This window comes from Trebonia sp., from assembly GCF_049794275.1.
GTDB lineage: Bacteria > Actinomycetota > Actinomycetes > Streptosporangiales > Streptosporangiaceae > Trebonia.
Genome location: NZ_JBARCR010000668.1, coordinates 1 through 5,506, shown reverse-complemented (window position 1 = coordinate 5,506; position 5,506 = coordinate 1). Strand labels below are relative to the sequence as shown.

General features: G+C 71.8%; 4 protein-coding genes, 2 tRNA genes and 1 pseudogene. 6 read left to right on the top strand and 1 reads right to left on the bottom strand.

Features of this window, described 5'->3' with window-relative positions; genetic code table 11:
• The first annotated feature begins 34 nt into the window (after positions 1 to 34).
• The 4 genes and pseudogenes from WA805_RS17960 to WA805_RS17945 form a co-directional block, all read left to right on the top strand.
• A tRNA-Gln gene (locus tag WA805_RS17960) sits at positions 35 to 106 on the top strand.
• A gap of 95 nt (positions 107 to 201) precedes the next feature.
• A complete protein-coding gene (locus WA805_RS17955; protein WP_422338811.1) occupies positions 202 to 930 on the top strand; it encodes a 3-keto-5-aminohexanoate cleavage protein in 729 nt (242 codons plus the stop codon).
• 60 nt (positions 931 to 990) lie between these two features.
• Positions 991 to 1,066 (top strand) — tRNA-Glu (locus tag WA805_RS17950).
• Between the two features lie 274 nt (positions 1,067 to 1,340).
• Positions 1,341 to 2,387, top strand: a pseudogene (locus WA805_RS17945) (3-deoxy-7-phosphoheptulonate synthase); the annotation flags it as partial.
• 170 nt (positions 2,388 to 2,557) lie between these two features.
• Here the strand turns inward: WA805_RS17945 and WA805_RS17940 are convergent.
• Positions 2,558 to 3,931 carry a TrpB-like pyridoxal phosphate-dependent enzyme gene (locus WA805_RS17940; protein ID WP_425242904.1) on the bottom strand — a complete coding sequence of 458 codons (1,374 nt, stop codon included), beginning with the start codon at positions 3,929 to 3,931 and terminating at the stop codon, positions 2,558 to 2,560.
• 83 nt (positions 3,932 to 4,014) lie between these two features.
• Here WA805_RS17940 and WA805_RS17935 point away from each other — a divergent pair, with 83 nt between their 5' ends.
• Together WA805_RS17935 and WA805_RS17930 are read left to right on the top strand one after the other, a co-directional pair.
• On the top strand, positions 4,015 to 4,938 hold the full coding sequence (locus WA805_RS17935) for a pseudouridine-5'-phosphate glycosidase (RefSeq protein WP_422338812.1): 924 nt from the start codon (positions 4,015 to 4,017) through the stop codon (positions 4,936 to 4,938).
• Positions 4,939 to 4,978: 40 nt separating this feature from the next.
• A partial coding sequence (locus WA805_RS17930; RefSeq protein ID WP_425242903.1) for a carbohydrate kinase family protein occupies positions 4,979 to 5,506 on the top strand: 528 nt, incomplete at its 3' end.

Below are 5,506 nucleotides of genomic sequence, written 5' to 3'. Positions count from 1 at the left end.
CATCGGCGCCGGTAGGGCAGACTGGGCGCGCCCATGGGGTATGGGGTAATTGGCAGCCCGACAGGTTCTGGCCCTGTTAGTCTAGGTTCGAGTCCTGGTACCCCAGCTTTTTTCGTGGCACGGATGGCCTAATGTGGCCTCCGTGCCACGTTTGCTTTCCGCCTCATCTCGTACGTTTCTGGCGATCCCGGGAGGCTCAGTGTGCTGATTCAGGCCTGCCTCAACGGCTCCACCACGCGTGCCGAGCACCCGGCGGTCCCGCTGACCCCGGCCGAGCTCGCCGCCGAGGCCCGCGCGTCGGCCGCCGCCGGAGCGGAGTCGGTTCACCTGCATCCGCGTGACCCGTCCGGGGCGCAGACCCTGATCCCTGACCACGTGCTCGCCGCGGTGGCCGCCGTGCGGGCGGCGAGCGGGCTGCCGGCCGGCGTGACCACCGGCATCTGGACGGTCGACGGGGATACCGCACGCCGGATGTCCCTTGTCGAGCGGTGGACCGGGCAGCACAGGCCGGACTTCGCCTCCATCAACGTGAACGAGCCGGGCACCGACGCGCTCGCCGACTTGCTGACCAGCCTGGGCATCGAGATCGAGGCGGGCGTCTGGACCGTGGAGGACGCGCGGCTGCTCGGCGCGAGTTCGTTCGGCGGCCGGGTGATCCGGGTGCTGCTCGAACCGGTCGACCGGTCACCGGACGGGGCCGTCGCGACAGCCGCGGAGGCGTCGGCGGAACTGACGAGGCTAGGGATCGGGGCGCCACAGCTGCACCACGGTTACGGCGTGGCCACCTGGGATGTGATGCGGGCCGCGGTCGCGAAGGGGCAGGACATCCGGGTCGGCCTCGAGGACACGACGGTCCTGCCGGACGGCTCTGTCGCCACAGGGAACGGCGAGCTGGTGGCCGCCGCCGGGCAGCTGGCGCGCGGGGCGTGAGGCGTGCCGGGCGCCTCGTGTTGGCTGCACTCCCTCGGAGGCGGTAAGGTATTTCCGCTCGGCCCCGTCGTCTAGAGGCCTAGGACGTCGCCCTCTCAAGGCGGTAACGCCGGTTCGAATCCGGTCGGGGCTACCAGCATTTCCACCTCAGTGGGCAGTCTGCCCGTGCAGCACGCCGAGCGCCACGCACGCGGCCTTCTCGCTGCCACCGCCGTGTATGATCGACCGCGTGTCGCGGTGGTATAGGCGCTTTACGCAGGCTCCGGGTGGGGCCGCGCGTACTGGCGTGCGCTTATCACCGCCCGGAGCCAGCTGAAGGACGGGGCAGCGACGTCCCGTCGTGAATGACAGGGCGTAGCTGGCTCCCGGCAGACACGGGCGGCGGCGTCGCCCGGGAGGAGAAGACCCCGATGTCACGCGTCAGGGATACCCGGATCGTCGGCTACGAGCCGCTGCTGGCGCCGGCCGCGCTGCTCGATGAGCTTCCGCTCACCGCGGCCGAGGCGGAGACGGTGGAGCGCACGAGGGCGGAGGTCCGCGCCGTGCTCGACGGCGCCGACGGCCGGCTGCTGATCGTCACCGGCCCGTGTTCTGTGCACGACCCGAAGGCGGCGCTGGACTACGCCGCCCGCCTTATCGAGCTCCGTGACCGGTACGCCGATGACCTGCTGATCGTGATGCGCGTGTACTTCGAGAAGCCGCGCACGGTCACCGGCTGGAAGGGCCTGATCAACGACCCGGGCATGGACGAGAGCTTCGACGTGCACCGCGGGCTGCGCGCCGCCCGCCGGCTGCTGCTTGACATCCTGGGCGCCGGCATGCCGGTCGGCTGCGAGTGGCTGGACCCGATCACCCCGCAGTACATCGCCGACGCCGTGACCTGGGGCGCGATCGGGGCGCGGACGACGGAGAGCCAGGTCCACCGGCAGCTCGCGTCGGGCCTGTCGATGCCGGTGGGCTTCAAGAATGGCACCGACGGCGACGTCCAGGTCGCGGTGGACGCGTGCCGCGCCGCGGCGGCCGGGCACACGTTCTTCGGCGTCACCGAGTACGGCGCCGCGGCGGTGGTAACCACTAGCGGCAACTCCGACACGCACGTGATCTTGCGCGGCGGCCGCGGCGGCCCGAACTACTCGGCTTCCCATGTGGACAAGGCGCTGGACCTGGTCGCCGCGGCCGGGCTGCCACGTCGGCTGATGGTGGACGCGAGCCACGGCAACAGCGGCAAGGACTACCGCCGCCAGCCCGCCGTCGCCGAGTCGCTGGCGGAGCAGATCACCGCGGGTGAGCGCGGCGTTTCCGGCGTCATGCTGGAAAGCTTCCTGGTGGCGGGCCGCCAGAACCCGGGCAAGCCGGCGACGCTTACCTACGGGCAGAGCGTGACCGACGCCTGCATGGACATGGAGATGACGGCCGCCGCCCTGGGGACCCTCGCCGCATCGGTGGCACGCCGCCGCGACTCCTCATCCGTCTTATCCCGAACGTGCGCGGCTGACTCCTCAGCCCCGCCGTCTGCGCGGCAGGCCGGACGCCCCCGGTCCTCCGAGTTGGCGGTGTGGCCCACAGGTGCGAACCTATTGGCGTTGTGGGCCACACCGCCAATGGCGGGCGGCGCGGGCCGCGGTGACTAGGCCCCGGGAACCACGGGAAGGTCCGCGATCGCGGCGTCGATGCGGTCCTGCGGCAGGTCGTAGTCGGTCATCTCGCCGGACAGGTACCGCTCGTAGGCGGTCATGTCGAAGTGGCCGTGGCCGCACAGCGCGGTGAGGATCACCTTCTCCTCGCCGGTTTCGGCGCACCGCTTGGCCTCCTCGACCACGGCGGCGATCGCGTGCGACGGCTCCGGCGCGGGCAGGATGCCCTCCGACCTGGCGAAGGTCACGGCGGCGGCGAAGCATTCCAGCTGCGGCTTGGCGACGGCCTCGAACAGCCCGAGCTCGTACATGTGCGACAGCAGCGGCGACATCCCGTGGTAGCGCAGTCCGCCGGCGTGCACGGGGGCGGGGATGAAGGCGTGGCCGAGCGTGTGCATCTTCAGCAGCGGGGTCATCCCGGCCGTGTCGCCGAAGTCGTACGCGTAGACCCCCCGGGTGAACGACGGGCACGCGGTGGGCTCGACAGCCCTGATAACCGGGTTCATCCGTCCGGCCAGCTTCTCCCGCAGGAACGGGAAGAACAGCCCGGCGAAGTTCGACCCGCCGCCGGTGCAGCCGACGATCAGGTCGGGCCCGGCCTCTTCCCCGGCCAGCTCGAACTGCGCGAGCGCCTCCTGGCCGATGACGGTCTGGTGCATCAGCACGTGGTTGAGCACCGAGCCGAGCGCGTACCTGGTCTCCGCGCTGCCGCCGGCCGCCTCGACGGCCTCGCTGATCGCGATGCCGAGGCTGCCGGTGGAGTCCGGATCGTCCGCGAGCACCTTCAGGCCCGCGTTGGTGGCCCGCGACGGGCTCGGGTGCACCGTCGCGCCATAGGTCTCCATCAGCGTCCGGCGGTGCGGCTTCTGGTCGTAGGAGGCGCGGACCATCCAGATCTCGCAGTCCAGGCCGTACTGCGCGCAGGCGAACGCCAGTGCGCTGCCCCACTGGCCGGCGCCGGTCTCGGTGGTGAGCCGCTTGGTGCCCTCGCGCGAGTTGTAGAACGCCTGCGGGACGGCGGTGTTCGGCTTGTGCGACCCGGCGGGGGAGACGCCCTCGTACTTGTAGTAGATCCGGGCCGGCGTGTTCAGCGCCTTCTCGAGCCGCCGCGCGCGGAACAGCGGGGTCGGCCGCCACAGTTTGTAGACGTCGATGACCTCGCCGGGGATGTCCACGTACCTGTCGCCGGTGACTTCCTGGCCGATGAGCTCCATGGGGAAGAGCGGCGCGAGGTCATCAGGGCCGACCGGCTGGCCCGTGCCCGGGTGCAGCGGCGGAGGCGGCGGTGCGGGCAGGTCCGGGATCACGTTGTACCACTGCGCAGGAATCTGCGACTCATCGAGGATGAACTTCGTTCGCTCGCTCACTCGGGCCTCCGTCTTTGGATCTGGTCTTTGCTCGCTGCCAAGCACCATATGATGCCTGGCTAGCGGCCGGATAGTGTCGGGGCATGCCTGATGTGCCGGAACTGTCTCCAGCGGTCCGCGCCGCGCTCGCGGCGGGGCGGCCCGTGGTGGCGCTCGAGTCGACGATCATCTCCCACGGCCTGCCGCGGCCGGCGAACCTCACCGCGGCCAGGTCGTTCGAGCAGCTGCTCACCGAGGCCGGGGTGACGCCCGCCACGATCGCGGTGATCGACGGCGTGCTGCGAGCCGGGCTTGACGACGCCGGCCTGGAGCGGATCGCGCTGGACGAGTCGGTGGTCAAGGTGAGCAGCCGGGACCTCGGGCTGGCGATGGCCGGGAAGCGGACCGCCGGCACCACGGTCGCGGCCACCGCGGTGCTGGCCGCGAAGGCCGGGATCCGGGTGTTCGCGACCGGCGGGCTCGGCGGCGTGCACCGCGGCTTCGCCGAGTCGGCCGACGAATCGGCGGACCTGACCGCGCTGTCCAGGACCCCGATCACCGTGGTGTCGGCGGGCGTGAAGTCGATCCTGGACATCCCGGCGACCCTGGAGCGCCTCGAGACGCTCGGCGTGGCGGTCGCGGGCTACCGGACGAACAGGTTCCCCGGCTTTTACCTGACCGACTCCGGTCAGGATCTCGACTGGCGGCTGGACACGCCGGAGGAGATCGCCGCCGTCATGGCGGCGAGGGACCTGCTCGGCGACGAGTCCGCGCTGCTCATCGGCAACCCGTTGCCCCCGGACAGACAGCTCGACCCGGAGCTGCACGACCGCGTGCTCGCCGAGGCGCTGGCCGCCGCCGAGACCGCCGGGATCCGCGGCAAGGCGGTGACGCCGTTCCTGCTCGATCACGTGCAGCGCGCCACCGACGGCGCGAGCGTGCTGGTCAACCTGGAGGTTGCCCGCGGCAACATCACGCTGGCCGGCCAGATCGCCGCCGCGTGGGCCAGCCGGGGCCCCCGGCCCTGACGAGCGCGGCGGGGGGTGCCCGTTGCCGCGGGTGCTAGTCGTGGGGGACGTGATCAACGACGTCCTGGTGCAGGCGCCGTGGCCGCTCGCGCTCGGCGACGACAACCCGGCGGTGATCAGGAGCCGGCCGGGCGGTTCCGCCGCCAACCAGGCCGCGTGGCTGGCCGAGCTGGGGATGGATGTGGTGTTCGCCGGGCGGGCGGGCGCGCGGGACGCCGAGTTCCACCGGCGGGAGCTCGCCAGGTTCGGCGTCGAGCCGCGGCTGGCGGCCGACGAGTCGGCGCCTACCGGGACGATCGTCGTGCTCGTCGGACCCGACGGTGAGCGGACCATGATCACCGACCGGGGCGCGAACCTGCGGCTGGGGCCGGCCGACGTGCCTGCTGCCCTGCTCGATGACGCGGCGCTGCTGCACCTCACCGGCTACTCCTTCTTCGAGCCCGGGCCGCGGGCGGTCGCGCGCGGGCTGCTCGCCGAGGCAGCGCGCAGGGGAGTGCCGGTCACGGTTGATCCCGGCTCCGCGGCGTTCCTCGCCGCGCCCTCGATCGGGCCGGCCGCGTTCCTCGGC

Coding starts and splice junctions, on each gene's coding strand:
- WA805_RS17935 (WP_422338812.1), top strand. CDS start 4,015: ATGCCTGATGTGCCGGAACTGTCTCCAGCGGTCCGCGCCGCGCTCGCG.